The sequence below is a fragment of the Streptomyces sp. bgisy130 genome, from assembly GCF_057708345.1.
Genome location: NZ_JBYISA010000066.1, coordinates 1 through 17,152, shown reverse-complemented (window position 1 = coordinate 17,152; position 17,152 = coordinate 1). Strand labels below are relative to the sequence as shown.

General features: G+C 66.0%; 15 protein-coding genes and 1 pseudogene. 4 read left to right on the top strand and 12 right to left on the bottom strand.

Annotated elements, in window-relative coordinates; all coding sequences use genetic code 11:
- Positions 1 to 149: 149 nt before the first annotated feature.
- The 7 genes from AC3EUV_RS36915 to AC3EUV_RS36885 all read right to left on the bottom strand — a co-directional run bounded on the left by AC3EUV_RS36915 (position 150) and on the right by AC3EUV_RS36885 (position 6,211).
- Entirely contained in the window at positions 150 to 1,517 is a 1,368-nt protein-coding gene (locus tag AC3EUV_RS36915) for an MFS transporter (protein ID WP_435604803.1), read from the bottom strand.
- Between the two features lie 141 nt (positions 1,518 to 1,658).
- Positions 1,659 to 1,937: a muconolactone Delta-isomerase family protein gene (locus AC3EUV_RS36910; protein WP_432145954.1), complete on the bottom strand. Its 279-nt coding sequence runs from the start codon at positions 1,935 to 1,937 to the stop codon at positions 1,659 to 1,661.
- Between the two features lie 37 nt (positions 1,938 to 1,974).
- Positions 1,975 to 2,682, bottom strand: a complete 708-nt coding sequence (locus AC3EUV_RS36905) for an alpha/beta fold hydrolase (protein ID WP_435604802.1) — start codon at positions 2,680 to 2,682, stop codon at positions 1,975 to 1,977.
- Complete coding sequence (locus tag AC3EUV_RS36900; protein ID WP_432145956.1) at positions 2,679 to 3,419, bottom strand: 4-carboxy-4-hydroxy-2-oxoadipate aldolase/oxaloacetate decarboxylase; 741 nt, start codon at positions 3,417 to 3,419, stop codon at positions 2,679 to 2,681. The genes AC3EUV_RS36905 and AC3EUV_RS36900 overlap by 4 nt, the downstream gene beginning before the upstream one ends.
- Positions 3,416 to 4,144, bottom strand: a complete 729-nt coding sequence (locus AC3EUV_RS36895) for a PIG-L deacetylase family protein (protein ID WP_435604801.1) — start codon at positions 4,142 to 4,144, stop codon at positions 3,416 to 3,418. The genes AC3EUV_RS36900 and AC3EUV_RS36895 overlap by 4 nt, the downstream gene beginning before the upstream one ends.
- 768 nt (positions 4,145 to 4,912) lie before the next feature.
- Positions 4,913 to 5,278: a hypothetical protein gene (locus AC3EUV_RS36890; protein WP_432145958.1), complete on the bottom strand. Its 366-nt coding sequence runs from the start codon at positions 5,276 to 5,278 to the stop codon at positions 4,913 to 4,915.
- A 240-nt stretch (positions 5,279 to 5,518) separates the two neighbouring features.
- Entirely contained in the window at positions 5,519 to 6,211 is a 693-nt protein-coding gene (locus tag AC3EUV_RS36885; protein WP_432145959.1) for a 2OG-Fe(II) oxygenase, read from the bottom strand.
- Between the two features lie 230 nt (positions 6,212 to 6,441).
- On the opposite strand from AC3EUV_RS36885, the gene AC3EUV_RS36880 reads away from it, so the two are divergent.
- The 3 genes from AC3EUV_RS36880 (at position 6,442) to AC3EUV_RS36870 (ending at position 10,441) form a co-directional block, all read left to right on the top strand.
- A complete protein-coding gene (locus tag AC3EUV_RS36880; RefSeq protein ID WP_432145960.1) occupies positions 6,442 to 6,750 on the top strand; it encodes a Nif11-like leader peptide family natural product precursor in 309 nt (102 codons plus the stop codon).
- 62 nt (positions 6,751 to 6,812) lie between these two features.
- The gene (locus tag AC3EUV_RS36875; protein ID WP_432145961.1) at positions 6,813 to 8,201 is read left to right on the top strand and encodes a SagB/ThcOx family dehydrogenase; all 1,389 of its coding nucleotides are present in this window, start codon (positions 6,813 to 6,815) and stop codon (positions 8,199 to 8,201) included.
- Positions 8,198 to 10,441, top strand: coding sequence for a TOMM precursor leader peptide-binding protein (locus tag AC3EUV_RS36870; RefSeq protein ID WP_435604800.1), 2,244 nt, complete (start codon positions 8,198 to 8,200; stop codon positions 10,439 to 10,441). The genes AC3EUV_RS36875 and AC3EUV_RS36870 overlap by 4 nt, the downstream gene beginning before the upstream one ends.
- Positions 10,442 to 11,663: 1,222 nt before the next feature.
- On the opposite strand, the gene AC3EUV_RS36865 is transcribed toward AC3EUV_RS36870, so the two are convergent.
- The 4 genes from AC3EUV_RS36865 to AC3EUV_RS36850 all read right to left on the bottom strand — a co-directional run bounded on the left by AC3EUV_RS36865 (position 11,664) and on the right by AC3EUV_RS36850 (position 14,551).
- Positions 11,664 to 11,933 carry a hypothetical protein gene (locus AC3EUV_RS36865; protein WP_432145975.1) on the bottom strand — a complete coding sequence of 90 codons (270 nt, stop codon included), beginning with the start codon at positions 11,931 to 11,933 and terminating at the stop codon, positions 11,664 to 11,666.
- A 462-nt stretch (positions 11,934 to 12,395) separates the two neighbouring features.
- Positions 12,396 to 13,553, bottom strand: coding sequence for an FAD-dependent oxidoreductase (locus tag AC3EUV_RS36860; RefSeq protein WP_432145977.1), 1,158 nt, complete (start codon positions 13,551 to 13,553; stop codon positions 12,396 to 12,398).
- Between the two features lie 231 nt (positions 13,554 to 13,784).
- Positions 13,785 to 14,060, bottom strand: coding sequence for a helix-turn-helix domain-containing protein (locus AC3EUV_RS36855; RefSeq protein ID WP_432145978.1), 276 nt, complete (start codon positions 14,058 to 14,060; stop codon positions 13,785 to 13,787).
- The gene (locus AC3EUV_RS36850; protein WP_432145979.1) at positions 14,060 to 14,551 is read right to left on the bottom strand and encodes a DUF2975 domain-containing protein; all 492 of its coding nucleotides are present in this window, start codon (positions 14,549 to 14,551) and stop codon (positions 14,060 to 14,062) included. Before AC3EUV_RS36850 ends, AC3EUV_RS36855 begins: the two co-directional genes overlap by 1 nt.
- 176 nt (positions 14,552 to 14,727) lie before the next feature.
- Between AC3EUV_RS36850 and AC3EUV_RS36845 the strand changes: the two are divergent.
- Positions 14,728 to 15,023: pseudogene (locus tag AC3EUV_RS36845) on the top strand (transposase); the annotation flags it as partial.
- Between the two features lie 1,125 nt (positions 15,024 to 16,148).
- On the opposite strand, the gene AC3EUV_RS36840 reads toward AC3EUV_RS36845, so the two are convergent.
- On the bottom strand, positions 16,149 to 16,568 hold the full coding sequence (locus AC3EUV_RS36840) for a hypothetical protein (protein WP_435604804.1): 420 nt from the start codon (positions 16,566 to 16,568) through the stop codon (positions 16,149 to 16,151).
- Between the last annotated feature and the right edge of the window lie 584 nt (positions 16,569 to 17,152).

Genomic DNA, 17,152 nt, shown 5'->3' with positions numbered 1-17,152 from the left:
CCCCCCCCCCCCCCCCCCCCCCCCCCCTCCCAAAAAAAAAACCCCCCCCCCCCAGATCGATCTCTGTGACTGGAGTTCAGACGTGTGCTCTTCCGATCTGGAGCGTCTGCTCCTCCCCCGGCTCCTGCGGCCAGGTGTGGACGGCACCGTCAGCCGGTGGTGCCCTCGATGAGCGGCTGGACCGGCTTGCCCTTGGCCGGCGCGGAGGCCGGCTCCTCGGCGTAGAGGATCCTGCGGTTGGCGCACAGGACGGCGGCCAGGCTGATCAGGCAGACCACCGCCACCAGCACGGAGACCGCCGTGCTGCTGCCGAATTTGGCGAACAGGGCCGTGGCCAGCAGTGGGGTGATACCACCGCCGAGGATCGAGGCGATGGTGTAACTGATCGTGGAACCGCTGTAGCGCAGCCGGACGGGGAACATCTGCGTGATCAGCGCCGGCTGTGGGCCCGCCATGATCGAGTTCGCGGCCGTGATGCCGAGCAGCGCCACCACGATCAAGGCAATCGATCTGGTGTCGACGAGCCAGAACAGGGGGAACGCCCACACCACACCGACCGCCGCGCCGACGGCGAAGGTGGCCTTGCGGCCGAAGCGATCCCCGGCGAGACCCGCGGCGAGCACCATCAGGAGCCACACCACACTGACGCCGACGAGGATCCACAGCATCGTCGAGATCGGCAGCTTCAGGGTCGCAGTGCCGTAAGAGACCATGTACACCGAGACCAGATAGCCGATGGCCGGCGCCGCGATGGACGCGAGGCTGCCGATCAGGATCTGCAACGGGCTGCGCCGGAACACCTCGACGACGGGCAGCTTTTCGATCTGGCCCGCCTCGCGGACCTTGGTGAATTCGCTGCTCTCCTCGATGCGCAGGCGGATGAGGAGGCCGACGACGATGAGCACCGCACTGGTCAGGAAGGCGAGCCGCCAGCCCCAGGCGCCAAAGTCCTTGGGGGACAGGACGCCGGTGAGCAGCAGGAAGGCCAGCTGCGACAGCAGAATCCCGGACGGCAGGCCCAGCTGCGGGAAGCAGCCGTAGAGTGAGCGCCGCTTCGCCGGTGCGTTCTCGGCCGCCATGAGCACGGCACCGGCCCATTCGCCTCCGACGCCGGCGCCCTGCACCAAGCGGAGGACGATCAGCAGGATCGGCGCCCAGATGCCGATCGAATCGTAGGTGGGTATCAGGCCGATCAGTGTCGTCGCGCCGCCCATCATGAGCAATGAGATGACCAGCATCGACTTGCGGCCGATCCGGTCGCCGAAGTGGCCCATCACCACGCCACCGATGGGACGGGCGATGAACCCGACCGCGAAGGTCCCCATGGCCGCGAGCGTGCCCGCCAGGTCGGAGAAGCCGGGGAAGAACTGACCGCGGAACACGAGGGTCGCCGCGACACCGTAGATGAAGAAGTCGTACCACTCGATCGTGGTGCCGATGTAGCTGGCGACGGCGACCGTGCCGGCCTTGTGTCTGGCTCGGGCGCCACTCTGCTGGGTTGGCGAACTGCTGGACATGGATGCTCCTAGTTGAGCAGGCGCCCGATCCGGGCGGACCGGGCGGGGTCGAAGGTGATGCGGTGGTCCCCCCCTGTCGACCGGTCAGACCCGGTCGATGTCCATCAGCGCAGGCCGATCAGTTGCGCCTGAGGCAGGCGCTCACTGCTTTTCCTGCGGGTGCGTGGCGAGTGCTTCGACGGTGACGTCCATCCACTTCCACATCGGCAAAGAGGCCAGCGCGTCGTGCAGGGCCGCGGGGTCCTCGGCCTCGTAGAGCCCGATAGTGGCGTTGCGCCCGGGCACCCGCCACAGCCGCTTGAGGATCCCGGCCTCACGCAGCTCCATGGCCCGCTTGCGCTCGCCCTTCCTGAGCTGATCGCGGACTTCGTCGGCGGTGTCGTTGGGCAGTCGGTTCTCGGTGCGGACCAGGAACTCCACGGTGGTTCTCCTCAGCGGCGGAACAGGTCGGCGTGCATCAGCCCGCTGCGACGTCGAGCAACAGCGCAGCGAGTTCGTCGGGGGCGGTGACCATGGCCTCGTGGCCGGTGGCGATCTCGTGTGTCGGCCAGCCCCGGCCAGCGGCCTTCTCCGCTTGCGGCGTGAACACGCGCATCCACTCGACGCATTCGATGAACACTGCCGGGACGTGCTCCTCTTGCCCCGTCCGCCGCAGTGGCTCGGTGTAGGTCAGCCACGGGTGCGGTGTCAGCCGCGGGGTGAGCCAGTCGACGTCCGCCTTGTCGGTGACGCCGAGCTTCTCCAGAGAGCGGACGGGGATCAGCCAGCCGTACCCGGGGCCCGCGACGGACTCGCGGTAGTGGTCGGCGACTGTGGCGGGCAGCAAGTCGATGGCGGCGTCGCCGTCGTCGCCGACAAAGGCGTCGAGATAGATGCGCTTGACCAGCCGCTCCGGGACACGGTCGGCCACACCGGTGATCACCTGTCCGGCATAACTGTGCCCGACCAGGACGACATCGCGGGCGTCATGCGTCTCGAGAAGACCGACGATGTCCTGGACGTGGGTGGCCAGCCCGACCTGTGGGTTGAGCAGATGGGCGCGGCCGGACAGACCCGTCAGGGTCGGGGCGTACACCTCGTGCCCGGCGGCTCGCAGCGCAGGGACCACCCGCTGCCAGACCCAGCCACCGTGCCAGGCACCATGGACAAGGACGAACGTGCTCATCGGCAATCCTCCGGCTGGGCGCTGTCGGGATCGGGCTCGTCGTCGGCGTCGACGTAGCGCACACCGAGCTGATCGAGCAGCGGTCGCATGTCGTAGATGTCGAGCCCCAACTCCCCCTGACGGAACCGGCGGCGCTTGGCCTCCTCATTCGCCTCGCGGCGGGCGCTCGCCTCGACGACGGCCTCGCCCTCGGCGCGCGGGATGCACAGCACGCCGTCGTCGTCGGCAACGATGATGTCGCCGGGGTTGACCAACCGCCCGGCGACCACCACCGGCACGTTCACCGAGCCCGGAACCGCCTTCGCAGTGCCTTGTGCGTGCACCGCGCGGGACCAGACCGGGAAGCCCATCGCGGTGAGGTCGGCGACGTCGCGGACCCCGGCGTCGGTCACCAGGCCGAGGACTCCACGGTGGTGGAGTTGGGTGGCGAACAGTTCCCCGAACATGCCGTCGGTCGACCGCGAGGTGGTGGCGACCACCAAGACGTCGCCGGCACGGCACTGCTCGATGGCGGCGTGGATCATCAAGTTGTCGCCCGGGTGCGAGAGCACGGTCACGGCCCGGCCCGCGATGCGCGCGCCGGGATAGATCGGCCGCAGCTCCGGTCCGAGCAACCCCCTTCTGCCGTACGCCTCGTGGGCGGTGGCCACACCGTTTTTGGCCAGGGCTGCCACGACCTCGCCGGACGGTCCCCGGCTCGTGCGGACGATGACGTGCCCGCTGTCCCGCCCGCTCACCGGAGTTCGTCCCCGATGAGGGGAAAGACCCGCTGATACGCCTCGGCCTGCACGATCGACTGCGCGCCGCCGTTGCGGACTGCCTGCACACCGCGGCGCAGACCGAGGTCGGTGTAGTACTGCACGAGGTGTGACTGGGCGCGCATGCACTCCATGGCCTTGCGCTTGCGGTCGAAGACCGGCGTGATGTCCAGCAGCAGGTTCGGCACGAAGCCGCACTGCTCGGGCTGGTGCGGCTCGAATTGCAGTACCTGGGGGGCGCCGATCGGGGCGGTGGTGCGGTCGTGCCCGGCAGCCTGAGCGACCTGCCGGGCAAGCAGCGTGGCCTCGTGTGCGGCGTTGTGGTCTCGGTTGTAGGGGTCGGCGGCGACGTGGGTGAGCAGCACCTCGGGCTGTGCCGCGCGCATCTCGTCGACGATCTGGTCCAGCCCGGCGTCATCGATCCGCAGCGGATAGTCGCCCAGGTCGAGGAAGGTGATGGACGCCCCGAGAGCCGCGGCAGCAGCCTCGGCCTCCGCCCGCCGGCCCTCCTTGGCCTGCTCCAGGGTCATGCCCTCCTGCTTCCACAGACCTTGTGATTCGCCGCGCTCGCCGTAACTCAGGCATACGATCCGCACGTTGTTGCCGCGTTCGGCATACAGAGCCAGCGCACCGCCGGCGCGCCATACGAAGTCACCGGAGTGGGCGCTGATCACCACAACAGAAGGACGCTTGTCGTCAGCCATTGCTGCTGTCCTGACCTTTCTCGGCGGTCCTGCCGCCGCCGGGGGACATAGGGGAAGCGGGGGTTTCGAAGGGACTGCGGCCAAGCGCGCGCCTGGCGCCTGGGGCACGCCGATCGTCTTGCTGCCGTCGACATCTGCGCGTCCGCGCTGAGGACGGCACAGCGGTGGCCGAGTTCCCTCCAGCGCCACTCGTGGCCACCGCACGTCTTGGATGGCGACACGTCCGACGCTACAGAGCGGTGAGATCCCGGGTATCTCGCTAATGACCGCACTCGCCCGGAGGCATGTCCCACCGCCTCTACGTCATTCGTCGCGAACCACTGGGGAGCGTTTGTGGACCGAGGCCAGAGATCGAAGGAACCGGGCTTTGCTCATCTCGTCGCTCAGGCCGACGGGGCCGGCTGCCGGCCGCGAGACGCTATCGATGCCGAGACGCTCGCGCACGCGCCGGACGAGGGCTTTCCTGGTTCGATGCGGTGGTCGACGTCCCCTGTGCTCATGGCCCCGCCCGAGAGCCGGCCGAGACACCTGCCACGGTTTTGCCCGGGCCGGAGCATCGGCGAGTACGGCACCAGCACGTTCTTCGTCTGCTGGTGGTACAGGAGCTGAACCCATGCTGACCTGGGGAAAAGGCAGTGGGTGCGGCTCTCTGGCGGAGGCCGGTCCGGAAATGGTCCGGATCTTGGTCCGGCGAGCGCCCGCCGCCAGGTACCAGCGCCCGCTACGCACCCCTGGGATCTGGGGTCAGGCCGGTGTCGGGTGTGACGCTTACAGCGAGTTGGTCGTCTTGGTAGAACTGACTGACCCAGCGACGGGCCGACATGATCGGCCCGTCGCCGGAGCCAGTTTGGGATGCTCAATGTAGGAACGGCGGCTCCAGATCTTCACGTCGCCGTCACCCTGTTTGCCGCCGAACAGCTTCAGGATGTATCCCACCAGGGTGGAAACCGGGTGAAACGCAGCTGCGAGGGCCGGTGGGTGGAAGCTGCCGTGGGTGATGCGGCGGAAGTTCATGATTCCTTGCTCTTCGGGGGTGTACCCGATGATTTCCAGAGCTCGCACGGCGATCTGCGGCATCTCGAACAGCACGATGATGTAGCCCGGCCCCAGGCATTTGGCGTGCGCGTCCTGCACCCCGCACCCGCGCCCTCATCGACCAACTGGCCAGTCAGTACGGCCTCCAGGTAGATGACAAGACAGTGCGCAAGGAGTTCCGCGACTGCTTCGGCAAGCGCCACGAGCACGCCGGCGACGGTCGCTTCGACCTGACCTACTCCGTACGGTCTTGCCTTCCAGGAGACCAGCATGTCCCATCCGCCAGTCAGATCTCCCACGTAACCCAGCACACTCGCCGGGATGGCGGACAAGTCCCCTTCAGAAGCGATCGGTTGCGCCGGCGCCCGCGGTGGCGTAGTGCACGGCCACCGAGTAACGAATCCAGCTCCTGGACCGGACAGCGCACACGTTGTGCCGGTACTCGTCGCTGATCCGGATGACAGCGATCCTCCACTGCTTCGGGGCCACGGCGATGCACTGACCGCTCGGGGCCTCCACCACGAGTTCGCCACCGAGTCCCTCGCTCCAGCCGGGACTCAGGAAGAAGACCAGGCCGAAGCGACGCCCCTCGTGATTGTCGGAATGGCGGCGTAGGTACTGGCTGTGGCGTAGCCGTGCGACATCGGACGACTGGAATCGCACCGCCTCGCCATACGCCGAGGAGAAGTGCGATTGCACCTCCTCGCTCCGTACTGCCGACAGGAACCCGCGCAGGTGCACGTGGTCAGCGGGGACCTCGTAGATGCAGTCGTTGGAGGCAAGGCGAATTGAAGGGGCACTGCGGATGAACCGAGCATGAGAGACCCGTGCAGCGGTCTCGTCCGAACGGCGCAGCCAACGTTCGGAAATCCACTCTTGTGTTGCGGTGAGTTCGTCAAGCATGCGCTGGCCGATCTCCTGGGGCAGACTGGGTGCCGCCAGGACACAACCGGCTTTCGTCCGCCGAACGGAAGCCAGTGCTTCAGTGACCGAACTTCGGGTGAGAAATCCGATCACCTCGTTTCGGAACATCAAGTACTGGGTCCGTGCGTGGAAACGGGGCATCGGCTCTGTTGTCACGGCTGCTCCGATATATGCAACCAACTTCGAAAATTTCTGTGCGCTGGTCCGGATGGCCGCAAAGGTTACTTCCTTCGTGTTCTCCGGGGGACGGCTGGCTAGCGCTTCCGTCCCTACTTCGCGCGACAATACATGCAGTGAGTGCGGCTTGAGTAGAGCACATCGAACCATGGAGAGGCCACATGAGTGAAGAAAATGCAAGCGCAGCGTCATTCCTGCGGATGGCGAGTGAGGATTCTAGTATTCGCGAGGCACTGAACGAACTCATCGCGCAGAGCAAGGGTGTCGAGCAGAGCGTACTGGAAGCCTCGGTTGAGCTGGCAAGAGAACGCGGGGTTGATCTTACTGTAGAAGAGCTACGAGGCGAGGTGGAGAGACAGCTGGGGCTCGTCGACATTGAGCTTTCCGGCGAGATCGAAGCCGCCAGCGCATGCAAGAGCAGGTCTGGCTGCCGCACCCCGTGTGTCTACTGCAAGCAGCTGGAGGAGTAGAGCATGTTACTGCCCCACCGAGGGCATCGACTGAGTGCGTTGAATGTCAAAGGCCGGTGGCAATGGATTACCTGATCGGTCTACGGCCCGGAGTCGTCGTCGATACTTCCGGCGACCAATTGATTCTGCGTCGTGGTGGCACGTGCCTGTCCATGCGGCAGGACGAGGCATCGAGTCACTTCCTGAAGAGTTTGTCCAGCGCTTCGTACACCCTGAGTGAGCTGGTGGGTCTGCGGAAGTCGAATCCTTTGGTCTCACTCAGAAGTCAGGTTCTGCTCGACCGGCTCGGCGGCCTGGAGTGGCTGACGTTTTCACTTGCCCTCGACCGATCCGAAGGGCGGAGTGTCATCACGGCGATTCCGGTTTCACCGGGGAGTGGGGCCGGGATGGCACCCCAGCCGTGGGAGCGGCCGGCGCCCCCGAGGGAACGGGTGAGCCTTTCACGGTTTGCATACGCCAGGTGGCGGGACGGCCGCATGATCCTGCGGTCCCCACTGTCCGCCTACGAGGTTCTTGCCACCGGTCCCGAGTTGCCGCGTTTGCTGGCATCGTCCACTGGGCTCCATCCTTCTGCCGAAGCTGTAGCGGTGCTTGACTTGTTGCACCGTGCGCGCATGACAGATGAGCACCAAGAGGACGAAACGGTGCTGCGGCAGTGGGAGTTCCATGACCTTCTTTTCCACTGCCATACCCGCGACGGACGCCATGAACGCCCATCCGGTGGAACATTCCGATTTGCCGAGAACCGACACGAGCCTGAAATTTCTCCGGTGCCGGCCCTTCACCCGTCTTACTCTGGTGACGTCATCCCCCTCAACTTTCCGGAAAGCGGCGCGTCTTCCCAGGACATGGGGCTCTTCCAGACGCTCCGGAAGCGCCGCAGCATCCGGCGCCACGACGCACCGATCGGAATTGAGCATCTCGGTGTGTTGCTGTACCACTGCGCGCGTAGCCGTTTCACCGATGACCCGGACCTCGTTCAGGTGAGCCGCCGCCCGTATCCGGGAGGCGGTGGATTGCACGAGCTCGAGCTGTACATCGTGGTGAACGACTGCTCAGGGCTGGATCCCGGCGTGTATCACTACCGGGTTGACGAACATGCTGTGTGTCGAGTCACCGGATTTGACGCGAACACCCAGGATCTGCTGGACGATGCCGCCTTCTCCATGGCGCACCCTCGGCCCCAGGTGCTGGTCGTGGTGACGTCCCGATTCCAACGCGTCGCGTGGAAATACGAGACCATCGCCTACTCGCTCACCCTGAAACACGTTGGCTGCTTGCTGCAGACCATGTACCTGGTGGCAACCGCTATGGGGCTTGCACCGTGTGCGATCGGCGGTGGTAACTCGGAGTTGTTCGCACGTGTCATCGGATCGTCCCCATTGGCCGAGTCATCGGTCGGGGAATTTTCTCTTGGGGCTTCGGCTCGCAGTGTAGGTGGTAGCAAATGACCCCGACCGAACAGCTGGCGCTGGCTCCGCACCTGCACCTGGAATCGGACGGGGACACCGCGGCCGTCCTGTTGACCGAATCCGGCGGAACCATGTTCCACGGACGTCTTTACGCCAGGCTGATGCCACTGCTGGACGGAACCCGGAGCCTGCGCGAACTCGCTACCGAAATGTCCGACGAATTCTCGGTCGTCGCGGTGGCCCATGCCCTCGAGAGGCTTACGGCCCGTGGAGCGCTGACAAGCACTGTTTCCACCTTGCCGCAGAGCCAAGAAGCTTACTGGTCGGCGCATTCGGTGGATACAGTCGAAGGGGGAACCACTGCGGCATGGGTCTCCGTTACCTCCCCAGAAGAGCACGTCTTGGCACGGCGGCAGTTCGTGGACGCCTTGGCCAGCCTGGGTATCTCCACCGACGACCCGACGGGTCTGGGGCAGCCCGATGTGACAGTCATGCTCACCCCCGACTACCTCGATCCGCGCCTGACCGCCCTCAACGCCGAGGCGCTGGAGACCGGGCGCCCGTGGATGCTCCTGAAGACCGGCGGCGCGGATTCGTGGATTGGACCGCTCTTCGTCCCCGGACAGACGGGGTGCTGGGAATGTCTTGCGCATCGCCTGCGATACAACATGCGCCCGCACGAGTATCTCCGCTCACGCGGAAACTCCACTGTCGCGTCCTTTCAGAGCACCATCGGCCTCCCGACGACCGCTGCGGCCACCACGGGCATCGCCGCCGGCCAGGTGGCGGGATGGCTGCGGTCCAGGTTGTCGCCTCTTGCCGGCCAACTGGCCACCCTGGACTTGTACGGCCTGAACGTGGTGCGCCACACCGTCGTCCGGCGCCCGCAATGCCAGTCCTGTGGGGATCCCGAGAAGGCTTCTCCCGGCCCGGTGGTACTCGCGAGCCGGAGGAAGAACCCTGTCGTGGACGGTGGACACCGAAGTACCGCTCCGGAGAGGGCGCTGAGGCGGTTCGGCCATCACGTAAGTCCGCTGACCGGAGTCGTCTCTGAGCTGAGCCGTTACGACATCGGAAGCGACCTCATCGCTGTGTACGCCGGGATGGTGAAAGGCGGTCGACCGGCCGGGAGCCTTGCCGAGCTCCGCCACCACAGCACGTCCGGCAGCGCAGGCAAGGGAGTCACCGACGCCCAGGCCCAAGCCAGCGCGCTGTGCGAAGCGCTCGAGCGCATCTCCGGCGAGTACACGGGTGACGAACCGCGGATCACCGCCAGTTATGCGGAACTTGGTCCGCAAGCCGTGGAACCGGGGCTCCTGTTCCAGGTGAGCGAGAGCCAGTACAGGACAAGAGATGCGTGGAACCGTCAGCACTCCGGCTTCGCCTGGGTACCTGAACCGTTCGACCCCCATCGCCCCGTCAGCTGGACGCCCGCGCAGAACATCCGGGACGGCAGTGCCCGTTATCTGCCGACCGCATTTTGCTTCTACGGTGCCCCGGTGGAGCCCGGGCACCGCTTCTACCGAGCGGACTCGAACGGATGCGCTGCGGGAAGCAGCGTGGAGGACGCGGTGCTGCAGGGATTCTTGGAACTGGTCGAACGCGACAGTGTGGCCATCTGGTGGTACAACCGGCTTCGCTGTCGCGCGGTCGATCTGTCCACGGCGGAGGACGAGTACGTGTGTTCCCTGCGGCGGGAATACCGCAGCAGAGGCCGGGAAATGTGGGCGCTCGACATCACCACGGACCTGGGAATCCCGAGCTTTGCTGCCATCTCCCGGTCCATCGATGGCCCCGAAATGATCATCCAGGGTTACGGCGCTCACCTCGACCCGAAAGTCGCCCTTCTACGCGCCCTGACCGAGATGAACCAAATGCTGGCGCTGGTCGACAGCTCGTCCGGAGGCCGTGCGGCCGACGATCCCGACAACAGCAGTTGGTTCGAAGAGGCAACCGTGTCCAGCGAACCGTATCTGCTTCCGCACCCAGACCTGGGGGAGAGTTCCCTGCACGCGATGCCGAACCACGCGTCCCCTGACCTGGCAGCTGACATCGAACACTGTGTCCGCATCGCCGAAGACCATGGTCTGGAGACCCTGGTGGTCAACCAGACCCGGCCAGACCTCGGTATTGATGTGGTTAAGGTCGTCGTGCCTGGTCTGCGGCACTTCTGGGCCCGATTCGCCCCCGGGCGCCTCTACGAGGTGCCCGTTCGGATGGGATGGCGAGCCCACCAGCTCCCCGAGACCGAGCTCAATCCACGTCCGATCAGTTCCTGAGCCGGCTCCCGGATAAGGCGCTGCGGCGACCCCTTGTGCAGGTTGAGTTGATGAGGGAGCGCGCCGACCGAGGACCCCGCCGCCGAGGAAGCCTCCACATCCCGCGCTCGAGACCTCTCAGGCGGGCGGCGTCACCATCCCTGTCTGAGCTGCATACTCTCCCGAACCTGTCCCCTGCGACGCGATCCCCATGACGCATCATGTGGAGTGCGTTGTGGTGCTGGAGAAGGCGGCAAAGGGCACCTGACCTGCGGTTTTGCGCGTGCGCATTATGTGCGGTGTGGGCGTTACGGGCGATATCTTGACGCTGAAACGACGCTCGTGACGCTCAGTTGACGCTCGTCCTGATGGGTCGTCAGCTGCTCTGTGTCGCTGGTCAGACGCCCTGCTGGCTGCGTGAGTACGGTGGGGCGTTGAGAGTTCGAGGCGCTGAGTGGAGTCGGCTGTACAGGTGTCCGGAACGCTCAGCAGGTTCTTCGTTTGCTGGTGGCGCAGAGCTGCTATTGCTGCTGACCTGCTGAAATGGCAGCTGGGACTGCCGCTGGCAGAGCGTTGGTCCGTGCCTGGTCCGGATCTTGGTGATAGCGCCCTGAAGGCTGGGGCAGGGGTGTCGGCACTGCCCTTGAAGGCGCCTTGATTGTCGGTGCCTGGCTGGTAACAGCGCGGCATGCTGCGAGCTGAAGGTGCATGGGCACGGCAACTTGCTAGTCGCTGGAAGCGATGCCTCTTCGGTTTCCATTGGCACCGGGTTGGCGGCGGTGTTGTGGGTGTAGCGGGTTGGCCAGCATCTTTGCAGCTCACAGGTGGTACAGGGCGGATTGGTGCATGTGCATGTGTCGCCACCTGTCTATCGCCTGCTCGCCGTACTCGGCTTCGACTCACGCACCCAGATCGCCACCTGGGTAGTGGGGAACTTCGCACCGCGTTAGGGGGAGCACAATGAATCAGGCCCTCTGTGTGTGGGCGAAGGAAATGGCTACGAGGTCAAACGAGTGCGGTCGAGTACCTGCTGAAATCCGCGACGCTTCCCGCATGGCGCACTGACAGATGTGAAGAGCTTGGGGGTCCCTGGTCAGGGGCCTCTTCGCTGCGCCTGCTCGGGTGCGAGGTGCGGCGCCCGTGTACTTGTTTTGTACGAGTTGCAGGCGACCGTAGGGGTGTCGCCGTGACAGTGGACGCGTGGGTCAGGGCAGGTCTGACACCAGTCCGCGTAGTCACCTGTTCACAGTGCCGACGCAGTGGCCGCGTTGGCTTCCGGCTCTCGGTCAACAAGGTCTTCACCCGTGCCCGCTGCGCCGACCGCCAAGGCACCGGACGGCTCCTGGTCCTCTCGATCCGGAAGTCCCCGGCCGGTTCGCAATCGAAGAGGTTGAGGCAGGTGGCCGCAGCCACCGCTGAGCAGTCCGGTGGCGAAGGAGGCCAGGCCGCACTGCTCGTCGGCGCAGACATCGGCGATCCATCCGTGTAGCCGCTCGCCTTCACGGTTGCTCATGATGGTCGGAATGGATCTGAACGGACTATTTGTGCACGGTGGGAAAGTGGCGGGGGGTGTGCGCTACCGCTGGGCGGAGCATGTCACCGGCTGGCCTGCTGCTCCCTTCTTTTGGTCCAGAACGCGGTCGTTGCCTTCCAGCAGGAGGCAGTGCGCCACGCCTTTGCCAGTAGGTGCGACCTTGAGGCGTGGAGTGTGGCCGCCGTCCTCCTGGGTGCTCCATGTGGCTCCGCTCACCTTGGCCGGCACGCTTACCGCGCCGTTGGGGCCATCGATGTAGTCGTGCCTGACGGATTGCAGGTTGCCTCCTTCGGTCCAGGCTTTGTATGTCACGGCGGGACTCTTGTCACCGCAAGCGGTCAGGAGTCCGCAGGCAACAGCCAGCCCCGCCATCGTGGTGATGAGCTTCGTGGCTGCTGGTATGGGGAATGTGGGCATGACTTGGCCTCTCGCTCAGTGAGTTCAGTTGGGTGTGGGGTCGGGGAAGGATCTGTCGCCGAAGAGGACTCGGCTTGCCGCGGCCCGGCCGAACGGTGTGCGTAGCAGGGTGAATCCCGCTGCTGCTGTGGCAGGCGTCCGTACGCGGGCCAATATCCCGCGCAGCATGAGTCGTCCACGGAAGTGGGGGCGGAGCGCGGCTCCGTCGTAGTTGGCCATCGTGTCCGGATTTCCGGTGCGCAGTGCGTCGTCGAGGACCTCGGCTGCGAGCTGCGACTGCCGTAGGCACGGGTCCAGGCCGCCGGCAGTGAGGGGGGAGACCGCGCCTGCTGCATCCCCGACGAGAAGTCCGTCGGCGCAGCTGATCCGGCGCAGCAGGCCGCCGACGGGTATGGGGCCTGCGCGCCGCTCCACCGTTTCGGGACGTTCGATGCCGGTCAGTCCGGGCGCTGAGGCGCTGAACTGCTCCATCGCACGGCGAAGACCGTCTGGATAGCGGTCGGCGTAGCCTGCGACTCCGACGTGGGCGTGTTGCCCGTCGTTGATCACCCAGGCCAGATAGCCGGGGGCGAGTGAGGGGTCGAGTACGCAGTGGAATGTCGGTGGCTGGTCGCTTCCGGGGAGTTCGAAGACCTCTTCGGCGCCGACGATCAAGTGGTGGTTGCGGTCGAGAGCGAGGTCGCGGGCGACTCTTGAGCGGGCCCCGTCGGCACCGACGATGAAGCGGGCCCGGACCGTGGTCGGTCCGTCGCGACCGGCCAGGTGGAAGGTGTTGCCCTGTCGGCCGGCATAGCGCGTGCCCAGTGCGATGCGTACGCCGGCGTCGACCGCGGTGGCGGCCGTCGCTTCGTAGAGTGGTGCCATGTCGCCCACCCGGTATTCGTCGCGGGGGCTGGTGAGGCTGACCGGGCGGCGCAGGTCAGGGGGGTAGAGGACTACGCGTCGGATCGGTGGTCCGAGACAGTCGGGGGGCAGTGGGAAGTCGTCGAGTGTCTTCCGTACGAAGATTCCAGTGGTGCGGATCGCGCCGGCAAGGTTCGTTCGCCGTTCGACCAGGAGCACGTCGTGGCCTTGTCGGGCGAGGAGTGTGGCGGTGTTGAGTCCGGCCAGGCCGGCCCCGACCACCAGTACGTCGGCGCGGTCTGTGCCCCCGAGGCGGTAAGAGAGGCGTGCTGTCGTCATGTCTGCTCTGTTCCTTGTGGAGTCCGTCATCGGTGCGTGCGGCGCACGGCAGGTGCCGACCGGAGGCGGGCAGTACGGCCGGCCCGTGCCGTGATGAGGTGTGCGGACGTCGTCGTCAGGTCGTCATTCGGGAGCTTGCTGAAGATCAGGCGGAGCAGGTCGCGCGGCAGGGGTGGCCGAGGGCGTCGTACCCGGTGATCGTGTGCAGGCGGCCGGCTACCGCGACTGCGGTCACCGCGGCGGGGAGCCGGCTGGGACGGATGCTCCGGATTCGTGCGCAGCCCTGTCCCTGTCCCCGGGGTCATCGGGCGCCCAGCGCAGCAGATCTCCGGGCTGGCACTCAAGCACCTCGCACAGCGCGGCGAGCGTGGTGAAGCGCACCGCCTTGGCGCGGCCGTTCTTGAGCACCGCCAGGTTGGCGGGTGTGATCCCCACGCGGTCCGCCAGTTCGCCAACGGACATCTTCCGTCTGGCCAGCATCACGTCGATGTCGACGGCGATCGGCATCAGATCACCTCGGCCAACTCGGCCCCCAGCTGCGACGCCTCGACGTCGCGTGCGACGGCTTGTGCGAGCAGTACCCGCAGCACGAGCACGATGAGTGCGTTCCCGAAGATCGCCAGGCTGACCCCGCCCAGCAGGGCCACAACGCCCGGGGGAACGACATCGCCAGGCGCCAGGACCGCCCCGAGCGCGAGAACCAGGAGCGAGGCCGCCACGAACGCGCCCATCACGAGATGGACGTAGCGGAATGCGGCGTGGGAGAACACGGTTCCGCGTTGCACCATCGTCACCAGCCGCCACACGCACACCAGGACCACCTGAACCGTCACGACACCCAGGACCATGATCACGAGGACCGGAGTGCGGCGGTCCACAAGGATGCTCTCCTCCATAGCGCCCGTCAGCATCGCCACCATCACCGCCTGGGCGGAGACCGCCCCAGCGTGCAGAGCCACCATCACGGCGCGCAGCGCGAGCACTGTCAGCTTTCCCAACGTCGCCCCCCTTATCGAATAGCGATAGAAAGCTATCGAATATCGATAGGAGTGGCAAGTTGGGTCCGTCGGCGGGATGGGCCTGCGTGCCTCCCGAGTTCCTGACGCAGTGAGGCGAGCCGCCTCCAGGGCTCACGTGGAGCGGCTAGAGCACGGCACCGAGGTCAACGCTCGGGCTGGCCTCCGCGGCGGGGTTGGCGCCCGTCCCACGTGACTCCGGCAGCCGCACAGGCAACCACCACCCGCCCACGCGCTACCGCCGCTGCCTACGACGGGTGTTCCACATGTCCGCACAGACCAGCATCATCCGAGAACGGCCGAACCGGGACCTCTACCTCAAGAGGCGCGGCGAGGGCGCCCCACGCGTCCAGGCCGTGACTGCCCCGGCCCGCCGACGTGCCGGCGTCCTGTGGCCCTCCTGCGCGACAACCGGGTCTTCACCCCCGAGCTGCCCATCGCGCAAGCGGCTTGACTCCATCATTGAGACTCCTGGGGAACGAAGCGGAAGGTGCAACGTTCATTCTTGAAGCGCCAGGTCAGCCCGGTCTTCGTCCGCGGGGCTCAAACCCGGATCAGCCGTTTGGCTCACCCGCACCCCGGCCGTCATCCTCCGGTCTGACCTTCGGACCGAGGGATGGGTCAGAGTTACGTTTCCGGCCCGTAGCGTCATCGCTACGCGGCGACCGGGCGCAACGCGCGCCCACACACGCCGTGCGCCGCGCGGGGCGGAAGTTCGACGGCGACGGGGGCCGGGACTGGCACCCGCCCCAGCGGCGAGTCACCGTCACCGGAGCTCGCAATGCTTCTGCGAGCGGCCAAGGCCCTCCGCTCCATCGTGACCCAGATCGTTCAGAGCCGACCGGTGCCCCGGCCAGTACTGCGCACGCAGTGAGCGCGAACGCGTCGGCAGCTTTGTTGAGTTGGCGGTAGCTCAGGGTGTGCCAGGCTCCGGCGCGCTTGAACCGGAGGGCGGGAGCGGGCCGTGGGCGCCAGCTGCCAACTGGGCGATGGCGGGTGCGTCGATCGACGCCGCGGCCGGCGCCTTCGGCCTGCGGGTGTGCGCGCAACAGTGCCTTCGCCGAGGCGGAGGAGACCATCTCGTTCGTGTTGTCCGATCCGCAGGCGCAGGAGGTGAGGGAACGGACCGAGGCGGCGGAGACGCAGCTCGGCAGGAAGTTGTGCGGCCGCCTCCAGCCTTTCCAGGACCGCGATGAGCAGGCCGTGCGCGACGGCGACGCGGCCCGGCTCACCTGGGTCTGCCCGGGCAGGCACGGCCGGTGGGGACGTATCTGTGTGCTGGACGAGGGGCACGAGACCTCGGAGCGCTGCCGCTGCCCAAGCCGGAGGCATGCGGTGTGCGGCTGCGGGCAGTGCGGCCTCGCCCCGGTTCTCCAGGCGGGGCTGCTGAGCTTGCCACGGCGACTCTTGGCGTGCGAGGTCAGATGCTGCTGGCGTCGATCAGCCAGTACTGGCCGCGGCGGACGGTGCACGGACAACTAAGGGCTGTCCCGCAACAGCACGGCCCCGATCCGGATGCCGGAGTCGGGGCTGCACTGTGTCCGCGGGGGGCGAGTTGCGCAGGGCCGCCCTGGACCACTTACCGGAAGGTCAGGGAAAAGACGGTCTTTATGAGTAGATTCGTAGCGTTGCTGACCGCATTCATGATGGTGCTCGTGTAGCTGGTGGTGTCGTCACATCCCACCTGGCCTTGCTGATTCGTCGATGTCACCTGGCTGTCCTTGTCCTGCTCGAAACCGGACGATGAGTCGCAGCTCGTGCCGTACATGTTGTAGGTGGCGTTCGCGTGAACACCTCCGAGGGTGTAGACGCCCGTGATCACGTCGTTCCCGGCGTTGGCGTACGAGCCCGCGTCGCCGTCGTAGAAGGCGTAGGCGTTCATGTTGAAGTTGGTGTACCTGCGCAGCGTTACCGTGGCGACTATCTTGCCCGCCGCGAGGGGTGCCGTCTTGCACTGATGGACTGGGAAGGATTCGATGGCGTAATGCCCCGTGGTCACGGTGTCGTCGGCGGGGTTCTCCTTGATCTGGTAGTCGATGGTTTGCCCTGGCCGCGTAACCTCCCCAGTTGCAGACGGTGATCTGGTTGCCGCCCAGATTGATCGCAGCGCCGTTCGTCAGGTTAGGCAGCTCTGCGCCGTCGGGACTGGTGATGGACCATTGCTGCGTCGTGTTGCTGGCATCGCATGTGCTCAGTTCCACCTCGCCCGTGTTTCTCAGGTCGAGTTGAGTGAGGCACTTGTTGTCCCCGACATGACGGATCAGGAAGTAGTTTGATCCGTCGCTCGCCGGCTGCAGAGTCCATGTTCCGGACGTCGGGCATGTAGAGGGAAGAGAGACGCGCGTATCAGACTGTTCGGCAAGACAACCGCCGAAGTCGCTTCGCAAGTTGAACGATCCGTCGGGGGTCGCATCGATGGATAGATCCGGCTCATCCTTAACCATCCATGTAGGGGCGAGCTTGGACCAATCTCCATGCATGGGATCGAAGCTCAAGTCGCCATTGTCCCTTGCGCTGATGATGGCATGGTGCTTAGACCGTGTCCTATGTGGTGAGGCGGACGAGGCGCTTGTAGCAGCAAAG